We start from the raw sequence: 23,121 nt of genomic DNA, 5'->3' as shown, positions 1-23,121 counted from the left end.
AGGAACTAATGGAAATTCTCAATGGCATACTCGATACGTACGCTGCCTTTTTTGACTGGCAGATGTGGGTAGATGTATTATCAGATCCAGTTAGCTGGGGCTTGATTGGCACACTTGTAATTCTTGAAGGGTTATTATCAGCGGATAATGCGCTTGTATTAGCTGTTATGGTTAAGCATTTACCTGAAAAACAACGAAAAAAAGCCTTGTTTTACGGGCTACTTGGCGCATATATCTTTCGGTTCATCGCAATCGGGGTTGGAGTATTCCTGATTAAGTTATGGTGGGTCAAAGTTTTGGGTGCCGGTTATCTAGCTTGGTTGGCGATTCAATACTTTATTGAAAAGTCAAAAGGTGGAGACACGGAAGAGGAAATTGAAGGTATAAAAGCGAAAGGTATTCTGATTCGTCTTTTCGGTACGTTCTGGGGAACCATTGCTGCTGTTGAGATTATGGATATTGCCTTTTCCGTAGATAGCGTACTTGCAGCTTTTGGTGTCAGTGAAGAAATCTGGATCCTGTTACTGGGTGGAATGCTCGGTGTATTGATGATGCGTGGAATTGCAGGCGTGTTTTTGAAGCTAATCGATAGAGTACCGGAGCTTGAAACGACAGCTTATCTACTGATTGCTTTAATCGCCTTGAAGATGTTGCTGGGCGTTGTCGGTATCGAGATTGAACATCTACATTTCTTTATCGTATTGATTGTTATGTTTATTGGGACATTTATTGTTCACAACAGGAATAAGCGTAAAGTGAACTAACAAAGGAAAGCGGAGGGCGCCGACCAGACGCGCTGGGTATAAGTCAGGCTGGCGCCGCGGCGTCTTTTGCCGCATAGCCGGACAGCTTATGACCCAAGCGTTTGGCGCCCGCAGCTAGACGACAAAACAAAAAAGAAGGCTTGGACCTTCTTTTTTGTTTACTCTTTTCCGCAAATAGACACATGAAGAAGGTGAATGGATTGAGGTATTTTAACGACTTACCCATGATTCAGATGGAAGGCTTGTTTTATCAAAAACCGAAAACAATTACGAAGTGGTCCGATAAAAAAGAGCTATCGTATAGCCTTGGCGCAGTGTTGTATATGCCGGCGACACGAGCGGATATAGCTGACTTAATCATTACAAATAAGTTTAAAGAACTTGTCACGCTGGTCATTTGTCTGGAGGATGCGGTTGGAGATCTTGAAGTAGAGCAGGCGGAAAATTTGTTGATTAACCATATGCAAAACATTAGCATTGCGATTCAAGATGGGCGGCTGACAGATGAAACGACGCCGCTTATTTTTGTCCGGGTGCGAAGTGCGGAGCAGATGGCAGATATGGCAGGGCGGCTTGGCGATGCGCTTAAGAACATAGTGGGATTTGTGTTTCCAAAGTTTTCATCAGATAATGCGGAAGGTTTCTTGTCCGAACTGCGTTTGATGAATGAACGTGCAGGGACAATTCTATACGGCATGCCAATTCTTGAATCACCGCATGTACTTTATAAAGAACTGCGTATAGATGAGCTGCTTCGGTTGAAGGAAATTATTGATCGGTATCGTGACATTATCCTGAACATACGGATTGGTGCGACCGATTTATGTGGCCTGTACGGCTTAAGGAGAGACAGTGAGACCACAGTGTATGAGATTTCCATTGTCAATGAACTAATTACGGATATCGTTAATATATTTGGTAGAGAGCCGGATGGCTATGTTGTATCAGGTCCGGTGTGGGAACATTTCTCGTCAAACGATCGTATTTTGAAACCGCAGTTGCGTCAGACACCTTTCGAAGAGAACTATGGTTCGGAAGGGCTTCTCTTAAGAAAAGAACTAATTCGTAAAGATTTTGATGGATTAATTCAAGAAACGTTGCTGGATAAAGCGAATGGATTAGTCGGTAAAACAATCATTCATCCATCACATTTATTACCCGTCCAGGCACTGCATATCGTAACGAAGGAAGAATATGTAGATGCGCTTAGTATTGTTCAACAGGCGACAGGAGAAAAAGGCGTCTTTAAAAGTGAATTTCAAAATAAAATGAACGAGATCAAACCCCATTTGAACTGGGCGCGAAAAGTGTTGATAAAGTCGGACATATACGGGGTGTACCATGAAAATTGCACATTCATCGATTTGTTATCCGAACCAGTATATACATGAAGTTGGCGAGTCCATGAAAGTAGACGTACGGATAGACAAAAATCCATACGGGCTCCCGAGGGAATCATTGTATGAGATGGCTGCGCGGATCAATAAAAAGCGGTCTTTTTTGTTCGTCAGTAAGGTACTCGGAAAGCATAGTCCTCTCGATCCTCAGGTACCATTAATCGCCTCGGCGTTGCTGGCGTCCATTTATTATGAAGAAAAGACTTCTAAACAATTGGCTGAAAAAGCGCAACTGATTGAGTCGTTGAAAGATGGCTCAAAAGAGAAATTACAGGCTGCCTATTCTGTTGTTCAAAAGTTAAGCCTCTCACTAGGTGAGCAGGTCGTTTTTATCGGTTTTGCGGAAACGGCGACCGCGCTCGGCCATGGCGTTTTTGATTGTTTTTCGGATGCTGCCTATATTCATTCGACAAGGGAAATACTTGTCGATCAAGAAGTCACACTTTACTTTGAAGAAGAGCATTCTCATGCGACCGACCAGCGTTGCTATGCGCCGGACCAGTACTTGAATAATGATCGACCAATCTGCCTTGTAGATGATGAAATTACGACAGGGAAAACGGCTTTGAATATCATTGCTTCCATTCAGAAACGATATCCACGCAAGGAATATGCGGTTTTATCTCTTTTGGACTGGCGGGGTGAGGAGGACTGTCGACGTTTGAAGGAATTTGAAGAAGTGCATGACGTGACCATCAATATGTACTCTTTACTGTCGGGAACGATTCGAGTGGAAGGGACGCCTAATTTATCCGAAACGACTGTTGCTACTGAAAAAGCGATTGTTGGAACGCCCGATTTTGATAGAATCAGTCTGCGCTCACTGCCCGTACATCTCCAGCATTATTCGTATGTATCAATTGATTCCCTTGGAGTTGAAAATGGTTCAGCTTATTCTGCGCTGACCGGAAGATTCGGGATTACGTCAACTAGTAGGGAAGATATTGAGGTTTATTGTCAGAAGGTAGGGGCCTATTTACAGACGTATCGTAAAGGGAAAAAAACCTTATGTCTCGGCACAGGAGAGTTTATGCATATTCCGATGAAAGCCGCTGTTTATATGGGTGATGGCATTTTTTATCATTCGACAACGAGAAGTCCTATTTTCCCGATGGACCAGGAAGGCTATCCGATAAAAAACCGTTTTGCTTTTGAGAGTCCAGATGACCCTTCGATTATGAATTACGCGTACAACATAGCTGACCAGCAATATGATGAGGTGTTCCTGTTTTTCGAACGACCAATCGATGAAAAAAGATTACAGCCGATGTTAAGTCAGTTTAGTGAACTACCTATTATCCATATTGTTGATTTTACTTGAAAGAGGTGTTTGGATGCTACAGCATAAAGTGCAAACGCTTACAGGTAGTTATTCATCTGAAGATGTTGTTTTTCTATTAAAAGATCTTTCGGAAGCGAGTCTTGAAAAAAGTCTGGATGAAAGAGAACTGGCCATTCAGAGTGGTGTCCATTATTCGGAAATGCTGCCAGTTGAATATGAACCGACTGAAGACTATTTAAAGCTTTTTTACGAGTCGCTTGATACATATAAGCGAAAAGTAGCTGTGGCTGTAGGCACGGTTTCCGAACTCCTCATTGAGAAAAGAGGAAAGAACATTGTCCTTGTTTCTCTCGCTAGGGCTGGCACGCCGATCGGTATTTTGATGAAGCGTTATATAGAATTGGTGTATGAAATTAATGCCCCTCATTATAGTGTCTCGATTATTCGGGGGCGTGGTATCGATGAAAATGCGATACTGTATATAGTTAGTCAGCATCCGGACAAGCAGATTGTATTTGTCGATGGCTGGACAGGGAAAGGCGCGATATCCAAAGAACTGACGCAATCAGCTGTCTTATTTAAAGAAAAGTATGGGATTATCCTTGATGATGAACTTGCTGTATTGGCAGATCCGGGTTACTGTTCGTCATTATTTGGAACGCGGGAAGATTTTCTTATTCCAAGCGCTTGTTTAAATTCAACGGTATCTGGTCTTGTTAGTCGGACAGTTTTAAATAGCCGTTGGATCAATGAAACAGATTTCCATGGAGCGAAAGTGTATTGGGAACTGCGTGAAAAAGATGTGTCAAATCATCATATCGATGTGATTACGGCTGAATTCAATGCGGTGGCTCCATTTATTGTAGAGGCGAAGGCATTGTTAAAGGAAACCGATAGGACCCCAACATGGAAAGGGCTGCAAACAATCTCGTCGATTCAAGAACAATACGGGGTTGAAGATACGAATCTTATCAAGCCCGGCGTAGGAGAAACGACACGTGTCCTATTGCGTCGCGTTCCTTGGAAAATTCTTGTGCAAGATCTAAACGATCCCCGGTTGAAACATATTTTTCAATTGGCGAAAGAACGGAATGTGCCGGTGGAGGTTTTTGAACAGATGTCTTATACTTGTTGTGGACTCATTAAGCCGTTGGAGAAGGACAAATGATGTTTTCGAGTGATTTAGACGGCACACTCATTTATTCACACAGGTCTTTAAGTCGGGGACAACAGGATGTCCCCGTTCGCAATATTGAACGATACAATGGAAGAGAAATTACGTTTATGACCGAAAAAGCAATAGCGCTTTTAAAGGAACTGTCAGAAGAGATGATGTTCGTTCCTGTGACAACAAGAACAGTTGAACAGTACAATCGTATCTCGCTTTTCTGGGAAGAAATTCGTCCAGCATATGCGATTACATGCAATGGCGGAGTTGTGCTGAAAGATGGAGAAGTGGATTTATACTGGCAGGACCATATCAGTGCTAAAATAGATAGAAGTACAATTTCAGTAGAAGATGTAAAACGAAGAATAGAAGAAACATCGGATGAATCATGGCTTGAATCGATTCGTGTAGTGGACCGATTTTTTGTTTATTTAATTATAAAGCCTGAATTGGCTCCGGTAGAACGGTTGGATGATTATTCGGAGTGGGCAACTAAGCATGGTTGGGTGTTTTCTTTACAGGGTAGAAGAGTGTACTTCATCCCAACCTTTATAAATAAATGGGATGCGGTACGTTATCTTGCCATAAAAGAAGGAAAGAAGACTGTCTTTACAGCGGGGGATTCCCATCTTGATGTGTGTTTAATCGAGCAATCACAGTTTGGTTTAATTCCGCGGCATGGGGAAGCGGCAGCGAATTATGGTCATCTAGGATTGACGCAAAAAGAAGGCATACTGGCAGCGGAAGAAATTATTGAAACGATGCTTTCAAAGCGGCTTGAATCGGATTTTAACCTCCGCTAATTGCACCGGCTCACACTCCTTCTTTTTGCGTGAAAGTATGGAAAGGGGGAGCTGGGATGATAAGAAAACCGATATTGAAACCGGTTGATTATACGAATTGGGCGGCTGAACTGAGCAAGCCGATAGCCGCCCGTCCCGATTATCGGTTAGAAGCGGACAGTGTGCAATATAGTCGGATAGCTGCCCGTGTACTGGGCACAGGATTCGATGAAACGGAATATATGATTGAACTTTACTCGGCAAGCCAAGCTTCTGGTGTGTATGTGTTATCTGAAAGGCTCGATAAAACGATGCCGCCGGAACGCTTTAAGTCCATCCAGCAAATATACGACCTGATTCAGAAGCAACCGAACCTGTCCATCAATCGATTTGTCGCATTTTTGGAGGGGGCGCAGTTGCTTCCAAAGTACGGCGAAGATCCTGACTTTAACAGGCTTGTCCGGGCAGCGCTTATTGATGTGTTCGGATTGTTTCAAAAAAATCATGCAGGGGCATTTAATCATCCTGAATTCAGGCGAGTTTTTCTCGATATTATTAAATGGACGTGGAACCATCTTGATCTGTGGGTGAAGGAAACGCCAATCACAGAGGATGTCCCACATGTCATTTGGTACGGGGATATGAATAAAAGTCAGGTGTATTTTATCTATTATTTAATATTGTTAGGAATAGATGTCGTCATTCTTCATCCTGAAGGAAATGACAATTTTAAAGAAATTGATTCAGAAAACAAATGGTCTGTTTTGGCGAAATACCCAACGACGATGAACATTCAGCCATTTCCAAAAGAAGAGCCGCAACGCCAAGGGACCGTCGCATACCGCGCATCGAAGGAAATTGATCATGTACTGCATCACGAAGGTTCGGCTTTTTACAAACCATGGCAATTCCGTAACCATCAACCCATGTCTGTTACATTGAAAACGACATATGATGAGATTTTCTTACTGGCAAAAGAAAAAGCCTTTATACGCCCTAACTTTTCCTCCAGTGCAGAAGAGGTGAAAATTCCAGCACTATTCGCAAAAGTTTCTGGTGTTTCGACAAACCGTAAAGACTATTGGGATAAAATGCACAAGCTCATAAGTCATCCGCATTGTGTAACGGTGAAAACTTTTCCTTACATGCAGGAAAAGAAGGCGAATAATCAGTTTCATTATCAGCATGCACTCGGTAAGGATGGACAGCTGGAGCCGGAAAAAATGCTGAAGGGCAACTGGTGGCAATATGGAAATCTTAATGATGGTGTGCAAAAAGGGATTGCAGCGGCGATTTCACGGATGTGCGCCAATCCAAAAATGAAGGCACAGCATGGGGAAAGTGAAGAACAGGTTAGACTATATCTGTTCACGCAGGCTACGTCTATTCCGGAAGAGTTACTTAATCTGATGCAGACGTTTGATTATTCGCAGGATATCCCGAAAGTTATTTTATATAATAATGAAATAAATGGTGTATTGTCGAGGGCGGATGCAGCGTTACTGCTACTGTTGAATGAGTTAGGACTTGATATTATTTTATATAATCCTCCGGGACATAATGATTTGGAACCTTTTATTGATAAAGAGTATTTTGATCATCATTTGCTGGAAGATATGGTGTTCGACTTAGCCTTTCAGGGGAGCAGGAAGGAAATACCCATCGTGGGCGGCTTTTTAAATAGATTTTTTAACGGGAGGGATTGATCGGTATGGAAGAAGCAAAGAATTATGAGGTTGAAGTGTTGACGGAAAATAAAGCGGAAGTGGTACGTCTTCAGTTGCGACAGGACCCGGAAGTACAAAATTTGGTCCGGTCAATTGATACGAGAAATCAGACAGGACTTCTAGAATTCGGGAAAGAACCGGCCGTAGAAATTTCCACTTTTGCAGACCGAATCCTCGCCTCAATGCGTTCATCAAGTGTCACTGATTCAGGTACAATGCTAAAGCAACTGGGTAAAACGATGGACAAATTCGATAAAAATGATTTCGATGAACCAAAAGGGTTTCTGGGTAAATTTTTCAAAAAGGGCGATAAACTGATTGAAAAAGTTTTCGGAAAATACCAGACGATTGGCAAGGAAATCGAGACGATTCATATTGAAATTTCGAAGTATAAAGACGAAATGATTCGTTCTACAAACAATATGGATGAAATGTATGAGCAAAACTATAACTATTATATGGCGCTTGAGAAATATGTCGTTGCCGGACAGGTTAAAGTTGAAGAGTTAAGAGAACTTGTCCCGAATCTGGAACAGCGTATGGCGGGCGGCGATCAGTTGGCACAGATGGAATTGGATACTATGAATAATGCAATCCAGTCGCTAGATGAACGCGTTTATGATTTGGAAATGGCGAGAATGGTTGCGTTGCAGACGGCGCCACAACTTCGTCTTCTCCAACGAGGAAATACAAAACTAATCGGGAAGATCAATTCGGCATTCATCACGACAATTCCGATTTTTAAAAACGGCATCATCCAAGCTGTTGCGGCGAAACGTCAGAAGCTTGTAGCGGATTCGATGAATGAGCTTGATAAACGGACAAATGAAATGCTATTGAAAAATTCGCAAAATATTGCCAGACAGAGTGCGGACATTGCTCGAATTGCTGGTGGTCCAAGTATTAAAATCGAAACAATCGAGGAGAGTTGGAGCACGATTGTCAAAGGACTCGATGAAACGAGAGCGATTGAAGAAGAGAACAAACGGGCAAGGGAAGACGGCATGAAACGGATTGCTCAGTTGCAGGAAACTATGAAGAATGCACGGTAAGTGAGGAACTGGTGTGATTGAACGTGATTTGTTTAGTAGGAAGTTAAAAAGGAGAATCCATAGAAGTTGGATTCTCCTTTTTTTTATATTTGTTTTTTAATCAGTTTATACTTCCTTTAGATAGTATTTGGAACTTTTCGACTGATCAATCGTATATATTTAGTAGGTATCAATTGTACGGGTCTGGATTGTAATTATAGAGAGTTTACGGGGTTTTATGGATGTGGAAAGGTATGGTGAATGTGAAAATGAAAGAAATTTATAAAAAGACATCGCTGTTTAGTTTTGTCGGCGGTATTGGGATGATGATATTTTCTATTTTCCATTATTTTTATATATATGAAGGCTTTCGGATAAATGGAGATGTGTTATTTGAAAGTAGTTTGCTCGCATTCGTTTTTATTGGAGCGGGGTTTTACTTTAGAGGGGCATATGCGAAGTTAGCAGAAGTTGATTTCGAAGGTAATGAAATTACGTTTGATATAGAAAATATGCAAGAGCTAAACATACAGCGGGTGCCTTCACTTTTACCGAAAGTTTATAGCGTCGATGCGGACGGTAACCCTCTTTTAAAAATAGAACCATCCAAAGAACATATGTCGAGATGGCTAATGTTTTTCAAAGTTTTCGAGTGTGGATTTTTATTTCCTGTTCACTATGATATTTCGACTATAGATGGAGAACGGTTTGCAACCATTAAAATCAGGGACAATGTGAAGAAATTTGTTCTTTCATTAAGGAAACCAGATGGTACGTTAATGGGCTATTATATTCAGAAACTGAGCAAATCAGCTTTTAAGAATCGAGGGATTTTGTATCACGCAGATGGAACGGTTTGGCGCGAACTTGAAGCGAAGAGTTTGGCGGGCGACATCGATGTGAAGGACGAGGAAGGGTTGATGACAGCGTCTTATCGTTTTGGGATTTTTCCCTATGCGATGAGACCCGCCTTTCAAAGTACCGCATATCATAAACATGTCCGATTTGGGACACATGTTTCATCCGAAGAAAAGCTTGCTTACATGATGATTTTCTTTTATTGGTTGAGAGAGTAAAATAGTGGCCTGTGCCTAACCTTCAACATTCTCAGTTATTTCTGCACAGGCACTAATTTTAAGTTTTATCTATTCCTCATTCAACGAAAAATTCTCTATAGGTAATATTGCACCTAATAGTTCATCTTCTTAATCAAGAAAATTATCAATCGTCTAAATCGATGTTGTGGTAGACCTGTTGTACATCTTCTAAGTCTTCCAAAGCATCAATCATTTTCTCGAATTGGGCTTGTGAATCAGGTGATAGGACTAAATCATTCTGCGCAAGCATCGTTAGCTCGGCAACAGTAAATTCGTTAATGCCCACATTCTTGAGTGCTTCTTGAACTGCATGAAACTGGTCGGGTTCGGCATAGACGATGACTGCTTCCTCTTCTTCGAGAATATCACGAACTTCGACGTCCGCTTCCATCAACAGTTCAAGCACTTCATCGGCTGTTTTGCCTTCAAGACCAAACACGGCAGTTGCGTCGAACATATAGGCAACCGATCCACTGACACCCATATTGCCGCCATTTTTCCCGAATGCTGCACGCACTTCTGATGCAGTACGATTCACATTATTAGTCAGCGTATCAACAATGACCATCGATCCGTCGGGTCCAAAACCTTCATAGCGGAGTTCGTCAAAGTTTTCCTCTGAACCACCCTTCGCTTTTTCAATCGCTCGGTCAATAATTGCTTTCGGCACGCTATATGTTTTAGCACGCTCGACGACTACCTTTAGCGCCCGATTTAGTTCTGGATCTGGCTCACCTTGCTTAGCGACTACATAAATTTCGCGGCCGAATTTTGCGTAAATACGACTTGTATTCGCATCCCTTGAGGCTTTTTTCTCTTTGATATTATTCCATTTACGTCCCATTATATCCCACTCACTTTCGATGTAAGCATATAGTTAATCGAATTATTATACATCAGTTGAGTGAAAGGAGACAAGTGGGAATGGTTGAGAAATAGGCTGAAAGTTTATCGGTGGGCCATGACAGTTTTGTAGATTGCCCTTACAATTTCACGAATTGTCCTTACAGTTCGTCCGAGCCATGACAGTTTAGGCGGTTGCCCTTACAATTTCACGAATTGCCATGACAGTTCGTCCGAGCCATGACAGTTTTGGAGATTGCCCTTACAGTTTCGCGAATTGCCATGACAGTTCGTCCGAGCCATGACAGTTTAGGCGATTGCCCTTACAATTTCACGAATTGCCATGACAGTTCGTCCGAGCCATGACAGTTTAGGCGATTGCCCTTACAGTTTCGCGAATTGCCATGACAGTTCGTCCGAGCCATGACAGTTTAGGCGATTGCCATGACAGTTCGTCCGAGCCATGACAGTTTAGGCGATTGCCCTTACAATTTCACGAATTGCCATGACAGTTCGTCCGAGCCATGACAGTTTAGGCGATTGCCCTTACAGTTTCGCGAATTGCCATGACAGTTCGTCCGAGCCATGACAGTTTAGGCGATTGCCCTTACAGTTTCGCGAATTGCCATGACAGTTAGCGCGAGCCATGACAGTTTAGGCGATTGCCCTTAGAGTTTCACAAATTGCCATGACAGTTAGCGCGAGCCATGACAGTTTAGGCGGTTGCCCTTACAATTTCACGAATTGCCATGACAGTTAGCGCGAGCCATGACAGTTCACCCGAGCCATGACAGTTTAGGCGATTGCCCTTACAATTTCACGAATTGCCATGACAGTTCGTCCGAGCCATGACAGTTTAGGCGATTGGCCTTAGGGTTTCACAAATTGCCATGAGAGTTCGTCCGAGCCATGACAGTTTTGTAGATTGCCCTTACAGTTTCCGCATCTGCCACAGCCATTTTCATTCATCCCAACAACCCAGCGGCTATCCGCTTGGCTGCCATGATATCCTTCGTCCCATGGATTAGCATACGTCCATCCCGAAACAGGACGATTCGATGCCCGGCGTATTCACAGGCTACGAGATGCGGGTTGTGGATTAACTTTGATACAATCCCTCTTATAGATTCTGCGAATGAAGCGAGTTCGAAACGTCTGCTGCTTGGCCAAGTAAGTTGAACAGTATCGCGTCCACAAAGCACAGCTGTCCGAAGGGATTCGCGTGCTGAAAGGAACGGGTAAACCGGATTTTCTGAACAACTAGGACAGTTAGCTTTCTTTAGGCTTTTGACACCAATAGATGCTCGATCACCCGTCCACAAATCAATAGATTCAAGCTTCGGATTAAACAGTGCTCCGATTAGAAACTTCAATGCATCAGTCACTTGTCGAGCAGCGGTTGTGACGACAATCGGACTGATAACGCCGACCGTATCACAAGTAAGTGATTGGGCCGGCAGTGTTTCAAGCATGCAGTGAAGGCAAGGCTGTCCCTCCTCAATACCAATTGGAAACGTTAGTCCATAACTCCCGACACATGCGCCCATGAAAAAAGGGATGTCCAGTTTCAGGGTAGCATCGTTCATGAGTAACCTTATTTCAATATTATCAGTCGCATCCAAAACGGCAGTGTGTCCGTCAATCAACTCCAAGATATTTTGTGATGTCACGTCAGCGACAATCCCATTAATAGCGACATCGCTGTTAATGGCCGATAATCTTCGCGCAGCTGCCACAGCTTTAGGTAATTGGTCAACGACGTCTTGCTCTGTGTACAGTTGTTGACGATGCAGATTTGTCCACTCGATAATGTCACGGTCTACGATTGTTATGCGTCCGATGCCTGCACGGACAAGCATCTCGGCACTTGAGGAACCGAGTGCGCCTGCGCCCATCACGAAAATGCTTGCCTCGCGGATCTTTTTTTGCCCTGCATTTCCGATGGGGGAAAATAGTTCCTGACGCGAATACTTTCCGTTCAATTTGGTACGAGTCCTACCATCGGGCTACTTGCGACAGCATAATCACGTTTTGGCATACGTCCTGCTTCAAACCCCAGTCGACCTGCGTCAATCGACAAACGCATCGCTTTCGCCATTTTAACTGGATCATATGCTTCGGACACCGCAGTGTTCAATAATACCGCGTCTGCGCCAAGTTCCATCGCATAAGCTGCATCTTTCGGTGATCCAATTCCGGCATCGATAATGACTGGAACAGTCGATTGTTCTATGATGAAGGACAAATTGAGCGGGTTCAGAATGCCGCGTCCCGATCCGATTGGGGAAGCACCTGGCATAATCGCGTGGGCGCCCATCTCGCATAATTTTCGTGCAAGCACAACATCATCGGACGTGTAGGGTAGGACGATGAATCCTTCATTCAACAGCATTTCGGTAGCGCGCAACGTTTCAACTGGATCTGGAAGCAAAGACCGGTCGCAGCCAATAATTTCAACCTTCACCATGTCACAAAGCCCGGATACTTTTGCCAATTTAGCAATGCGAACTGCTTCCTCCGCTGTTTTTGCGCCAGCTGTGTTGGGCAATAATGTATACTTAGAAAGGTCGAGTTGTTCCAAGAAATTAGGTTGAGAAGGTTCAAATATGTTCATCCGCCGTACCGCAAACGTCAAAATTTCTGATTCCGAGACACGCACCGCCTCTTTTTGTATATCAAATGACGGGTATTTACCTGTTCCTAAAAGTAATCTAGACTTAAAGGTTTTATTGCCGATTGTAAGCATAATTATCCTCCTCCTACAAAGTGAATGATTTCAATTTGGTCCCGGTCATTGATGGGTTTATCATACAAATCCTTGGCAAGAATTTCCCGGTTTAATTCCACGATGACGATACGTTCTGATAGACCAAGATGACTAAGCAACGTCTGTACATCTTCAGTGTCTGACGGCATTTCATAGCGGTTGCCGTTTAGGTCAATCGTTTTCTTCAAGAGATCCCCCCCATTTTTCAATAAAATCATGTTTGCATAGCTCTTCACGGATTCCAGAACGTTATCACTTCCAAATATGGACGACATAATGGCGACACCTGCTACGCCATTTTCATGCAGCAGTTGAAGGTGCTGTGGATGGATGCCCCCGATGGCATATACGGGAATCGGAAATGATTTTGTGATTCGAAAAAGCTCCTCTGTTCCGCGGTGGGGCAATCCGATTTTCGAAGCTGTCTGAAACAAATGTCCATAAAGAAGCCAACCCGCTCCGTTTACATAAGCTTCCTTGGCTTCATCGAATGAATGAATAGATTTTCCGAATGAGATACTAGGAAAATGATGAAGGGCGGAAGAAAGGGGCAATCCATGCCCTGGGAGCTGTACTTTATTTACGCTAGTAAGGGATGCGATATCCGCCCGCTCGTGCACAATGATTTTCGTGCAATCAAACCCCAAAGTTGTTAATTGGTCGATCAAATCAAGTACTTCAATAGCTGTTTTAGACTTCTCACGTAAGATGACCAAATCGATAAATGGTTCGAATTTAAGCAAGGTGTCGACCAGTTTTTCATTGCTCATTTGGTCATTCGTTACGGCGATTAGCTGCACCTGTCTATCTCCTTTCTATACAAAAAAGACCACTCTCCAGAGAAGGAAAGTGGTCTGTAAAAGGCATAGGAATGCACAATAAAGACACACCACTTCCCTCCGCAGGTACAAACCTGTTCAGGTAATAAGGGTATCGGAGTTTTACTCGTCTCTCAGTCCTTTAAAAGGATTCCCCTAATGGTCGAAATTGATATGAAATTAGTATTCTATACCTAGCATAGCATGACCCCGTTTTGAATGGAAGAAAAGTGTGAGATAATTCGCTCGTATTAAATAGTTCAATTCAATCCAATAACAGAGAATCCACATCCATTATTTCAATTCCCCGTTGCGTGTTTTGCCTAATTCAACCTGCATTCTCGAAGTCAGTGAGTTTCCGACTTACGGTCTCTGGATGAGCAAGGCTTTCATCGAACTGTGCACGTACTTTCTGAGAATGGAACAGAACCTTTGCGTCACTTACCCCATGCACCTTTTTCAACGCATTTCTGGCAATGAATCCTTGATATGCATCAAGAAGTTCAAAACTTTTCTTTTTCTTCTTGTAAAAGTACCTTATACTAGAGGAGGCACTACATTTTCGAATGGAGAGGAAACGTGGGCATGGAACTTGTGTATAAAGGAAAGACGAAAGATGTATACAAATTGGATGGCGGTAACGTACTATTGAAATTCAAAGATGATGTAACTGGAGAAGATGGTGTATTCGATCCAGGAGCCAACACAGTAGGATTGACAATTGAAGGCGCTGGGCAAGCAGGGCTTCGTATGACGAAGTTTTTCTTTGAAAAGTTAACGGAGAAGGGCATTCCGACTCATTATGTCGACGCAGATATCGATGCGGTGACAATGACAGTGAGATCTGCGACTGTATTTGGCAAAGGGCTTGAAGTGATTTGCAGATACCGTGCAGTTGGCAGTTTCCTACGTAGATACGGCGCATATTGTGAAGAAGGACAACCTTTGGACGCATTCGTCGAAGTTACAATCAAAGATGACGACCGTTTAGATCCACCGATTAACAAGGATGCCCTTGCACAACTCGGTATTTTGACGGATGAAGAATTTGGCACACTCGAAGCATTGACGAAACAAATCTCGGGTGTTGTTAAAGAAGAACTTGCGGCGAAAGGCCTTGAATTATACGACATTAAACTTGAATTCGGTCGCGATAGTGAGACAGGTAGCATCATGTTGATCGATGAAATTTCCGGAGGTAATATGCGTGTCTATAAAGATGGCGTATATAGTGCACCAATGGATCTTGAAAAAATAGTAGTAGCTTAAAAAGAAAGCCGCTGTTAATTCCACGATAAATGGAATCAACAGCGGCTTTTGTTACGAATTAGAAGGAGTAATTTGAAGTTTATCTATTTTTCGATATAGCGTCCGAATGCTTATTCCTAAATCGTCTGCGACAAGCTGCTTTGCATTATAGCTGTACCCGTAATGTTGCAGTTTTTGTGTGATTACTTTTCTTTCGGCTTCGTTAAGATCAGATTCCTTGTCATCTTTGTGTTGAAGGAGACAAAAGTTTAGCAAGTATGGGGGAAGTGAGTTTTCAGTTAGCAAGTCCTCAGTTTCCATATTCATACTATACTCGACAACGTTTTCAAGTTCTCGTAAATTTCCGGGCCAGTGATAGGCAGATAGTCGATTTATATACTCGTTGGTGTACGAGCGGACATATTTACCTGTTCGATCTTGTAATTTCTCGATTATATTCGTCATGAATAACGGTAAATCTTCAAGTCTTTCTCTCAATGGTGGAATAGTGAACGGAAGGACATTTAATCGATAAAAAAGATCAGAACGAAATAATTTTTTGTTCATTAATTCTTCAAATGATTGATTTGTTGCAACAATAAGGCGCACATTTACTTTTTTTGAAACAGTCCCTCCAACTCGTTGGATCATGCCATCTTGCAGTACTTTCAGCAATTTCGGCTGTAAAGTTAAAGGCAAATCAGCAATTTCATCTAAAAATAAAGTGCCATTGTGTGCGAGTTCAAAGTACCCCTTTTTCCCACTCTTCCGCGCATTCGTAAATGCACCCTCTTCATAGCCGAACAATTCACTTTCAAATAGACTTTCGGGTATAGAAGCACAGTTTAACTCTACGAAAGCTCCTTTTCGAACAGGGCTTGTTTGGTGGATATACTTCGCTAATAGGCTTTTTCCCGTACCAGTTTCACCTGTAATCAGTATAGTTGAAGTGCTATTTTTGATGTTGCAAATTAATTTTTGTATAGGAGTAAATGATTTACTATCCCCGAATATATAGTCTGTTTTTGTTGGAGTAGGAAAGTCATTGATTTTAAATTCGTCAATATCATGCAAGATGGAAACAATAATCTCTTTTAAACGAGACAGCCACTCGGAATAATAATCTATGTTTTCTACGAGATTTTTTTCTTTTTCCTCAGAAAAACTAACGAATGATAAGTAACCATATTTTTCTCCGCTGATGATCATATCTTGAACAAGCTCAGCTTTGGAAGGACAACTGTTGATAAAATGACAGCCTTCACACATCTTCATTTTTCCAGGTTGATGCAATAAAGTAACATGATTTCCGTATAAACTATTAAAAAACGGAATATGAACTTTTCTCCCTTTACGAATGATATATTCCTCCGTTGCTGCAATTAGATTCCCACTATTATTGAAGCAAGCAATCTCTACTTCGAGTAGTTTTGAGAAAGCTTGTATTACTTTCGAGACTGAATTAAATAAAATCATATCATGTCAAATCCACCTCTCACAAAATAGCTTGCTATATTTCCGTAATATGTTAATTATAGCATAGCGTAATTATTTAATTTCAAATAGTCAACCAAATGGTTGCTTCCTAATTACGTGTCATTGTTGACTGCTAATTGACAGAAATGACATAGAATTGAGCAGTATTATTGATGATTAAAAATTAAAATGCCAATTATCGACACCTTCAGTCAAATTTAAATATTGGCACAATAATTGCATTAGTATTTAGCATAAGAAATCAAGGAGGGGAAAGAGAGGGGAATGGGTGATAGTGAAAAGTGCTATGAAAGGCGGAAGTTTCATCCAATCATGAAGAGTTAAATGCAATTAGATGAAATATGAGGACATAAGAAAGGCTGGGAATTGTATTGAACTATGAAGAACTAATGGGAATAAATAATAAGGTTGTAGCCATTACAGGTGCTGCTTCGGGTATTGGTTTGGTTACTGCAGAATTGTTTGCTGAAGCGGGTGCCAGTGTAGCGTTGATTGATATCAACGAAGCACAAGGAATAAAAGTTGCGAATGAAATGAATGGAAAGGGATGGAGAGCAGCATTTTTCAAATGTGATGTTACTTCATCATCTGAGTGTGAGAGGGTAGCACATCAAATTGCAACAGATTTCGGAAAAATCGATTCGCTATTTAACAATGCGGGTGTGATTAGAAGGAAAACAGTTGTAGACCATACAGAAGAAGATTGGGATTTAGTTCTTAACGTTTCTTTAAAAGGAGCCTTTTTATTATCAAAATATGTCATTCCGATAATGGCCCGAAATGGTGGCGGAACGATTATTAATACGGGCTCGGGTTGGGGATTGAAAGGCGGAGATGCAGCCGCTTCTTATTGTGCAGCGAAAGCAGGAGTAGTCAATCTGACGAAAGCTATGGCAATTGATCATGGAAAAGACAATATTCGTGTCAACTGTATATGTCCTGGTGATACGGATACACCGTTATTGAGGGACGAGGCAAAGCAATTGCAGTGTGAGGAAGAATCATTCCTTGCTTCTTCAGCCGTTGATCGACCGCTTGCAAGGATTGGAACGCCTCTAGATATTGCAAAAGGCGTGCTTTTCCTAGCAAGTGATATGTCATCATGGGTGACAGGAACAGTATTGACAGTAGATGGTGGCGGCTTAGCCTAAAAAAGTTTGGAGGGGAACAATGATGAGTGAACAACGTAAAATGGTCCATCCATATATTCCGAATACAGTACCTGAAGTACAAGCGGAAATGTTAAGGGAAATTGGAGCAAACACAATTGAAGAACTCTTTGATGGAATTCCGGAGGACTTGCAATATATGAAGGAAATGAACATTCCAGCGGCGTTATCAGAGTATGAGCTTAGAAGATATATTGATGGAATCATGGAAAAAAATATTACTACAAAAGAGTATTTGAACTTTTTAGGGGCTGGTTGCTGGAACCATTATGTCCCGGCAATATGTGATGAAATAAATCAACGTGCAGAATTTTTAACTGCATATGCAGGTGATCCTTATGAAGATTTGGGTAGATATCAAGCGTTGTTCGAGTATCAAAGTCTAATGGCTGAGCTGGTCGATATGGATGTAGTCAATGTTCCGACATTCGATTGGGCACAGGCGGCAGCAACTTCGATACGGATGGCAAGCCGGATTACAAATCGATATGAAGTATTGTTGCCGAAAACAATTTCACCCGATCGTTTGAAAGTAATTAGAAACTACTGCTCTCCACAAATTGAATGTATTCTCGTTGATTATGAAGAGGATTCCGGGCAAATAAATATGAGGGATCTGGAGGATAAGATTTCATTCAATACCGCAGCTATCTATTTTGAAAATCCATCTTATTTAGGATTTATTGAGACGAAAGGTCAAAAGATCAGTAACCTTGCAAAAAGTCACAATGCACTAACGATCGTTGGAGTTGACCCTAGTTCGTTGGGTGTACTTGCTCCGCCAAGCCATTATGGTGCTGACATTGTCTGTGGGGATCTTCAACCGCTAGGTATGCATATGAGTTATGGAGGAGGTCAGTCAGGTTTTATCGGATCACATGATGACTTGACCGTTATTCAGGAATATCCTTCACGATTATTCGGGATTGCTCCTACGGTTGTTGAAGGGGAATACGGCTTTGGCGATGTTTTCTACGACAGGACGTCTTTTGCGCAAAGGGAAGAGGGAAAAGAGTCTGTCGGAACACAAACTGCTTTATGGGGAATTACAGCAGGTGTCTATTTGTCATTGCTTGGACCTGGTGGCATGCGCGAACTTGGTAAGTCGATCATGCAAAGGTCACAATATGCAATGGAACAGCTTGGGAATATTCCAAACGTCGTGGCATCCCGGTTTGAATCAACGAACTTTAAAGAGTTTGTAGTAAACTTTTCTCACACAAATAAATCTGTTGAAGAAATCAATAAAAATTTATTGAACAACGGAATATTTGGGGGAAAGGACCTATCTGAAGAGTTTCCTGAACTAGGACAGTCCTCTTTATTCTGTATTACAGAAGTTCATACAAAGGAAGATATTGATCAACTTGTAACTGCAATCCGAAAATGTTTAGACTCGAGCGGGAGTAACTAAGGAAGGATGGGTGTAAATGCAAAAGATTAATAGGGATCATAAAGTTAGAAATTATCACCAGGCGAAATGGGATGAACCCATTATTTTTGAACTTCATCAAAGTGGTGAGCGAGGAATTACTCTTCCGCAGGTTGAACAAGAAATTGTCGATCATGTGGGAGATGGCATTACTGCTATTCCAGCTGAAATGGTTAGAAAAACAGCGCCTAAATTACCTGAAATTTCACAGAACAGAGTGTTGCGTCATTATTTACGATTATCCCAAGAAACGTTAGGAGCAGCATTCAACGTTGAAATCGGACAAGGGACATGTACGATGAAATACTCACCTAAAATTAACGAAGCGTTTGCTTCATCTCCTAAAATGTCCGAACTTCATCCTTTGCAAGATGTAAGCACAGTACAGGGAATTCTTGAAGTGATGTATAAATTGGACCTTTGCCTGAGAGAGATCTCCGGCATGGATACTTTCTCATTCCAACCGGGGAGTGGAACACAATCATTATTCGCAATGGCTTCAATTGTCCACGCCTACCACGAAAAAAACGGTGAAAACGATCAACGTGATGAAATTATAACGACTATTTTTTCGCATCCATCGCAGGCGGCAACTGCTGCTGTAAAAGGATATAAAATCATTACGCTACATCCGGATGAAGATGGTTTTCCCGATATTGAGAAACTAAAAGCCGTAGTTTCTGAGAGGACTGCCGGGTTCGTTGTCGCCAATCCTGAAGATACGGGAATCTATAATCCACGCATCAAAGAATTTACGAAAATTGTTCATGATGCTGGTGGTATCTGCTATTACGATCAAGCGAATGCAAACGGGCTCCTTGGCATTACGCGAGCTAAAGAAGCAGGCTTCGACATGTGCTTCTTTAATCTTCATAAAACGTTTTCAACCCCTCACGCTTGCGGAGGACCTGCGACCGGTGCACTGGGTGTTGTCGATAGATTAAAAGAGTTCATGCCAGGTCCCCTTGTTGAACAACAGGGTGAGAGTTATATTTTGAATGATAATTTGAAGCATAGTATCGGGAAAGTCCGTTCTTTCCAGGGAGTTCCCCAAACAGTTCTACGTGCGTATGCATGGGTCAGAGCACTTGGAGCAGAAGGGCTGAAAGATGTAGCAAAAATCGCTGTGTTAAATAACAATTATCTCTACCATAAAATAGCGGGAATCCGTGGGGCAAGTGCGCCGTATATTAAAGGGAAAAGACTTGAACAAGTTCGTTATAGTTGGGAGCAGTTAACAAAAGAAACGGGTGTGACAACGGAGGATATATCCCGTCGTATGGCTGATTTTGCTCATCAGTATTGGTCCAGTCATCATCCTTTCATCGTACCAGAACCATTTACACTTGAACCTACAGAATCTCTCTCAAAAGCCGATTTGGATGAATACATTGCTTCATTGACTTACGTTGCAAGTGAAGCGTATACGAACCCTAAAAAGGTAAAGGATGCCCCACATAACAGTTCGATTCATCGTGTGGATGAACAAGATTATTTTGATAATCCGGATAAGTGGGCGATTTCGTGGCGTTCTTATTTGAAAAAGGCAAAGCAAGTGGAAGCGGTAAGGTCTTAAGGAATAGCCACCAGTGGGGAAATTCCTTGCAGGTGGAAGATGATTATAAAAACTCTAAGGAAGTGAAGTAATGAACGGCATGTATAGAAGAATGACACTCATTGCACTCTCTTTATGTCTCATTATTTTTGTAGTTGCATGCGGTAAAGATAATTCTAGCGGTAAAGATAAAACATTGGTTGTGGGGACGGACGCAGTAACTCCTCCATTTGTGTTTATGGATAAGGGAGAAATTGTCGGATTTGATGTCGATTTGATTGGCGCGATTTTAGAAGAGGCGGGCCATAAATATAAAGTGGAGAATGTCGGTTGGGATCCCTTGTTTGCATTGGTTAAAAACGGCGAGGTGGATATCGGTATGACCTCCATATCGATTACCGCTGACAGAAAACAAACATATGATTTTGCAGATCCGTATTTTGAATCAAACCTAATGATTTTGGCAAAAGAAGGCACGGATATTCAAAATGCGATTGATTTGAAAGGTAGAAAAATCGGAGTCCAAAATGCGACTACTGGCCAAACTGCAATCGAAAAAATAGTTGGGGAGAATAATTCTTCCGTACTAAAGTATGAAACGCTTGCGGTAGCTTTTATGGCATTGAAGAACGGTGATGTAGAGGCGGTAATCACTGATAATACGGTTGCAAACGACTATGTGAGAAATAATCCCAATGATAAATTTATAGCTATTGCGGATGATGTGAATTTCGAGCCGGAATACTACAGCGCTCTGTTTAAAAAGGGGAGTACGTTTGCCGACGAATTTAATCAGGCATTGAAAACGGTCATTGACAATGGTAAATATACTGAAATCTATGAACATTGGTTTGATGAGTCACCGGATTTAGAAGTGATTAAGGCGCAATCGACAGTCGATTAAAAGTGGATGCCCGAAATAATTGTTAGTCATCAAACTATATAAGTTGAATTTAAGTTTTACACTCTTGTTGATTCTACATATGCTTGTTTGACGCGTTTATTTCAACTATTCAAGTATAAATGGGCCGATGATCTTTCGTTCAACTTATATAATGGGAATATATTCATTCGGTGATTTTGAGATGGGGTTTGGAGGATGGATTTTAGATTTGATATAATTATTGAATATGCACCTTTCTTATTGAAGGGGCTACTGTATACAATTGGATTATCAGTAGGCGGAATTGTACTTGGTACTGTACTTGGTTTTTTCATAGCGCTTGGAAAAATGTCGAAATTTAAATTAGTACGTATTCCATTTATTTGGTACATCAACTTTTTTCGTGGGACACCGTTATTAGTTCAACTATTTCTTGTTCACTTCGGGCTAATGCCGTTACTGATGTCTCCAACAAATACAGTTATCTCTGCGTTAGTTGCGTTGTCTTTGAATTCTGCTGCATATGTTGCAGAAATTTTCCGCGCAGGTATCCAGTCTATTGACAAGGGACAAGATGAAGCAGCTCGCTCTCTTGGGATGGGCAGTAGGCTGACTATGGGACATATTATTTTCCCACAAGCTTTCAGGCGGATGATACCCCCATTAGGGAATGAATTTATTACATTACTAAAAGATTCTTCATTGGCTGCCATTATAGCTACTCCAGAATTGATGTATTGGGGTAGGGCTGCGTCAGGTCAATACTTCCGCGTATGGGAACCCTATTTGGCAGTAGCTTTTACGTATTTATTATTAACACTCTCTTTGACCTATTTATTAAACTATGTAGAAAAGAGGTTGTCTAATAAATGATTAGAGTCAAGAACTTGAAAAAGTCGTTCGGAGACGTTGAGGTATTGAAAGATATTAATGTACAAATCAAAACGAAAGAAGTTATGGTTGTAATAGGTCCTTCAGGCTCCGGTAAGTCAACGTTTCTACGTTGTTTAAACAGGCTGGAAGAAACGACATCGGGTACGATTCATATCGAAGACATTGATATATCGGACAAAAAAGTGAATATTAACAGTGTCCGGGCGGATATCGGGATGATTTTTCAACATTTCAACTTATTTCCACATAAAACTGTTTTGGAAAATATTATTTTGGCCCCGATGAAAGTTCGGAAAAAAAGCAGGGAAGAGGCGGAAAAGATTGCCTACGACCTACTTAGAAAGTTAGGACTTGTAGAGAAGGCGAAAGTTTATCCAGATTCATTGTCTGGAGGACAAAAACAAAGAATAGCCATTGCAAGAGCGTTGGCGATGGAACCGAAAATAATGTTATTTGATGAACCTACCTCCGCCTTAGATCCGGAAATGGTAGGAGAGGTTTTAGCAGTTATGAAGGGCTTAGCGCAGGACGGAATGACGATGGTTGTCGTTACACATGAAATGGGTTTCGCACGCGAAGTCGGCGATCGTGTAGTTTTTATGGACGAAGGGTATATCGTTGAAGAGGCATGTCCCCTGACTTTATTTTCTGCTCCTAAACATGAGAGAACCAAAGCTTTTCTTTCGAAGGTATTGTAAGGGGAGCATGTATGTTAGCTATTTTAGAATTCAGTAATGAAATGGTGACATGAAATATTAATGAGGTAA

At 41.7% G+C, this 23,121-nt stretch carries 20 protein-coding genes and 1 riboswitch; of the genes, 15 read left to right on the top strand and 5 right to left on the bottom strand.

Annotated elements, in window-relative coordinates:
- The first annotated feature begins 8 nt into the window (after window positions 1-8).
- From H4683_RS00470 to H4683_RS00435, 8 genes are all read left to right on the top strand, one after another.
- Entirely contained in the window at window positions 9-764 is a 756-nt protein-coding gene (locus H4683_RS00470) for a TerC family protein (protein WP_192596861.1), read from the top strand.
- Window positions 765-964: 200 nt separating this feature from the next.
- Window positions 965-2,155, top strand: coding sequence for an HpcH/HpaI aldolase/citrate lyase family protein (locus H4683_RS00465; protein WP_192596860.1), 1,191 nt, complete (start codon window positions 965-967; stop codon window positions 2,153-2,155).
- Window positions 2,106-3,482: a phosphoribosyltransferase family protein gene (locus tag H4683_RS00460; RefSeq protein WP_192596859.1), complete on the top strand. Its 1,377-nt coding sequence runs from the start codon at window positions 2,106-2,108 to the stop codon at window positions 3,480-3,482. Before H4683_RS00465 ends, H4683_RS00460 begins: the two co-directional genes overlap by 50 nt.
- A 13-nt stretch (window positions 3,483-3,495) precedes the next feature.
- Complete coding sequence (locus H4683_RS00455; protein ID WP_192596858.1) at window positions 3,496-4,611, top strand: cysteine protease StiP family protein; 1,116 nt, start codon at window positions 3,496-3,498, stop codon at window positions 4,609-4,611.
- The gene (locus H4683_RS00450; protein WP_192596857.1) at window positions 4,608-5,414 is read left to right on the top strand and encodes an HAD family hydrolase; all 807 of its coding nucleotides are present in this window, start codon (window positions 4,608-4,610) and stop codon (window positions 5,412-5,414) included. Before H4683_RS00455 ends, H4683_RS00450 begins: the two co-directional genes overlap by 4 nt.
- A gap of 56 nt (window positions 5,415-5,470) precedes the next feature.
- Window positions 5,471-7,099 (top strand): YceG family protein, encoded by a 1,629-nt coding sequence (locus H4683_RS00445; RefSeq protein ID WP_192596856.1) that lies wholly within the window; start codon window positions 5,471-5,473, stop codon window positions 7,097-7,099.
- Between the two features lie 5 nt (window positions 7,100-7,104).
- On the top strand, window positions 7,105-8,172 hold the full coding sequence (locus tag H4683_RS00440; protein ID WP_192596855.1) for a toxic anion resistance protein: 1,068 nt from the start codon (window positions 7,105-7,107) through the stop codon (window positions 8,170-8,172).
- A gap of 221 nt (window positions 8,173-8,393) precedes the next feature.
- The gene (locus H4683_RS00435) at window positions 8,394-9,227 is read left to right on the top strand and encodes a hypothetical protein (RefSeq protein WP_192596854.1); all 834 of its coding nucleotides are present in this window, start codon (window positions 8,394-8,396) and stop codon (window positions 9,225-9,227) included.
- Between the two features lie 145 nt (window positions 9,228-9,372).
- Here H4683_RS00435 and H4683_RS00430 read toward each other — a convergent pair whose 3' ends face one another.
- The 4 genes from H4683_RS00430 to thiS form a co-directional block, all read right to left on the bottom strand.
- Complete coding sequence (locus H4683_RS00430; protein ID WP_192596853.1) at window positions 9,373-10,092, bottom strand: YebC/PmpR family DNA-binding transcriptional regulator; 720 nt, start codon at window positions 10,090-10,092, stop codon at window positions 9,373-9,375.
- A gap of 964 nt (window positions 10,093-11,056) precedes the next feature.
- A complete protein-coding gene (locus tag H4683_RS00425; protein WP_192596852.1) occupies window positions 11,057-12,073 on the bottom strand; it encodes a ThiF family adenylyltransferase in 1,017 nt (338 codons plus the stop codon).
- The gene (locus H4683_RS00420) at window positions 12,070-12,837 is read right to left on the bottom strand and encodes a thiazole synthase (RefSeq protein WP_225941799.1); all 768 of its coding nucleotides are present in this window, start codon (window positions 12,835-12,837) and stop codon (window positions 12,070-12,072) included. The genes H4683_RS00425 and H4683_RS00420 overlap by 4 nt, the downstream gene beginning before the upstream one ends.
- 2 nt (window positions 12,838-12,839) lie before the next feature.
- Complete coding sequence (thiS, locus tag H4683_RS22090; protein WP_192596851.1) at window positions 12,840-13,658, bottom strand: sulfur carrier protein ThiS; 819 nt, start codon at window positions 13,656-13,658, stop codon at window positions 12,840-12,842.
- Window positions 13,659-13,735: 77 nt separating this feature from the next.
- Window positions 13,736-13,844, bottom strand: a riboswitch (TPP riboswitch).
- Between the two features lie 417 nt (window positions 13,845-14,261).
- On the opposite strand from thiS, the gene H4683_RS00410 reads away from it, so the two are divergent.
- Complete coding sequence (locus H4683_RS00410) at window positions 14,262-14,945, top strand: phosphoribosylaminoimidazolesuccinocarboxamide synthase (protein WP_192596850.1); 684 nt, start codon at window positions 14,262-14,264, stop codon at window positions 14,943-14,945.
- Between the two features lie 51 nt (window positions 14,946-14,996).
- Here the strand turns inward: H4683_RS00410 and H4683_RS00405 are convergent, their stop codons facing one another.
- Window positions 14,997-16,400 carry a sigma-54 interaction domain-containing protein gene (locus tag H4683_RS00405; RefSeq protein ID WP_192596849.1) on the bottom strand — a complete coding sequence of 468 codons (1,404 nt, stop codon included), beginning with the start codon at window positions 16,398-16,400 and terminating at the stop codon, window positions 14,997-14,999.
- Window positions 16,401-16,810: 410 nt separating this feature from the next.
- On the opposite strand from H4683_RS00405, the gene H4683_RS00400 reads away from it, so the two are divergent.
- The 6 genes from H4683_RS00400 (at window position 16,811) to H4683_RS00375 (ending at window position 23,052) form a co-directional block, all read left to right on the top strand.
- Window positions 16,811-17,572, top strand: coding sequence for an SDR family NAD(P)-dependent oxidoreductase (locus H4683_RS00400; RefSeq protein ID WP_192597157.1), 762 nt, complete (start codon window positions 16,811-16,813; stop codon window positions 17,570-17,572).
- A gap of 22 nt (window positions 17,573-17,594) precedes the next feature.
- Window positions 17,595-19,004: an aminomethyl-transferring glycine dehydrogenase subunit GcvPA gene (gene gcvPA / locus H4683_RS00395; RefSeq protein ID WP_192596848.1), complete on the top strand. Its 1,410-nt coding sequence runs from the start codon at window positions 17,595-17,597 to the stop codon at window positions 19,002-19,004.
- Window positions 19,005-19,020: 16 nt separating this feature from the next.
- Entirely contained in the window at window positions 19,021-20,598 is a 1,578-nt protein-coding gene (gene gcvPB, locus H4683_RS00390) for an aminomethyl-transferring glycine dehydrogenase subunit GcvPB (protein WP_192596847.1), read from the top strand.
- A gap of 70 nt (window positions 20,599-20,668) precedes the next feature.
- Window positions 20,669-21,481 (top strand): basic amino acid ABC transporter substrate-binding protein, encoded by an 813-nt coding sequence (locus tag H4683_RS00385; RefSeq protein WP_225941798.1) that lies wholly within the window; start codon window positions 20,669-20,671, stop codon window positions 21,479-21,481.
- A 195-nt stretch (window positions 21,482-21,676) separates the two neighbouring features.
- Window positions 21,677-22,333 carry an amino acid ABC transporter permease gene (locus tag H4683_RS00380; RefSeq protein ID WP_192596846.1) on the top strand — a complete coding sequence of 219 codons (657 nt, stop codon included), beginning with the start codon at window positions 21,677-21,679 and terminating at the stop codon, window positions 22,331-22,333.
- Window positions 22,330-23,052 (top strand): amino acid ABC transporter ATP-binding protein, encoded by a 723-nt coding sequence (locus tag H4683_RS00375; protein ID WP_192596845.1) that lies wholly within the window; start codon window positions 22,330-22,332, stop codon window positions 23,050-23,052. Before H4683_RS00380 ends, H4683_RS00375 begins: the two co-directional genes overlap by 4 nt.
- The last annotated feature ends 69 nt before the right edge of the window (window positions 23,053-23,121 follow it).

Origin of the sequence: Sporosarcina limicola (assembly GCF_014873855.1) — a bacterium.
GTDB lineage: Bacteria > Bacillota > Bacilli > Bacillales_A > Planococcaceae > Sporosarcina > Sporosarcina limicola.
This window is presented reverse-complemented; position numbering and strand designations above follow the sequence as displayed.